Origin of the sequence: Hymenobacter elongatus (genome assembly GCF_004745955.1) — a bacterium.
Taxonomy (GTDB): domain Bacteria; phylum Bacteroidota; class Bacteroidia; order Cytophagales; family Hymenobacteraceae; genus Hymenobacter; species Hymenobacter elongatus.
Genome location: NZ_SRLD01000106.1, coordinates 1 through 1,134 on the forward strand (window position 1 = coordinate 1; position 1,134 = coordinate 1,134).

A 1,134-nucleotide genomic window follows, 5' to 3' on the forward strand; every position below is an offset into this window, starting at 1 on the left:
CCTGATGGGGCCGTAGATGGTTGTAGTCGTACTGCCACAAGCGGCAGTGCTCGCGCACCTGCTGCAAGGTAGCAAAGAGGTAGCCGTTGAGCAGCTCGCGACGAAACGAGCCGTTGAAGCGTTCCACGTAGGCATTTTGGGTGGGGCTGGCCGGTTGAATCCAGTGCAGCACGATGCCTTGCTGGCCACACCAGTGCTGCAACACGTGGCTGATGAGTTCCGGGCCGTTGTCGACGCGCAGCCGGGCGGGCGGGCCGTGGCGCTCGACCAGTTGTGCGAGCAGGCGCACGACGCGGGCGGCGGGCAAGGAGAAATCCACCTCGATGCCGAGCACTTCGCGGTTCCAGTCCTCGACCACGTTCAGGGTGCGGAAGCGCCGCCCGTCGGTCAGGGCGTCGCTCATGAAGTCCATCGACCAGCACTGATTGGGTTGCTCGGGCACCGTCAGCGGCTGCTTGATGCGTTCGGGCAAGCGGCGCTTCTTGCGCCGCCGGTTCAGCTGCAGGTGGTGGGCCTGGTACAGGCGCCACAGCCGCTTATGATTCACCAACAGCCCGTCTTTGCGCAGCCGGTGGTGGTATTTCCAAAAGCCCCACCCGGCATGGCGCTTGACCACCGCCAGCAGCGCGGCTACCACCACCGCCTCGCTCGCCGAGCCGGTGTACTGCTCGCCCCGGCCGGGCGGCGTGACGTAGCTGGCCCGGGCCAGGCCCACCAGGGCGCAGGCCCGACGCTGACTCAGCCCACGGGCTACGGCTTGCTGGGCCACGGCCCGCCGCTCGGCCGGGGCCACTACTTTTTTCGCAGTACCTCCTTGACCACTTGATTTTCCAGGCTCAGATCGGCCACCAGTTGCTTGAGCCGGCGGTTCTCCTCTTCCAGGTGCTTGAGGCGCTGTAATTCGGTGACCTCCAAGCCGCCATATTTGCTTTTCCACTGGTAAAATGTTGGCTCGCTGATACCGTGCTCACGGCAAATTTGAGCCAAGATTTGGCCCTGGCCTTGCTGGCGCAGGATGCCAATGATTTGCGCTTCACTAAAGCGGCTCCTTTTCATGGGGCAGTAGGGAAAGGGTGAGAAAATATACCCCTTTCCTCTACTTCTCACTGGCCTACTTCGAGGGGAAGCCTACAC

At 63.1% G+C, this 1,134-nt stretch carries 1 protein-coding gene; it reads right to left on the reverse strand.

What is annotated here, in order from left to right:
* Positions 1 to 1,056 (reverse strand): IS3 family transposase gene (locus E5J99_RS20930; protein ID WP_135499748.1). Its coding sequence is split into 2 segments (ribosomal slippage), with 1,057 coding nucleotides annotated over them: positions 1 to 807 and positions 807 to 1,056; the frame shifts between segments, so codons are not numbered across the junction. This gene is flagged as partial in the annotation.
* Between the last annotated feature and the right edge of the window lie 78 nt (positions 1,057 to 1,134).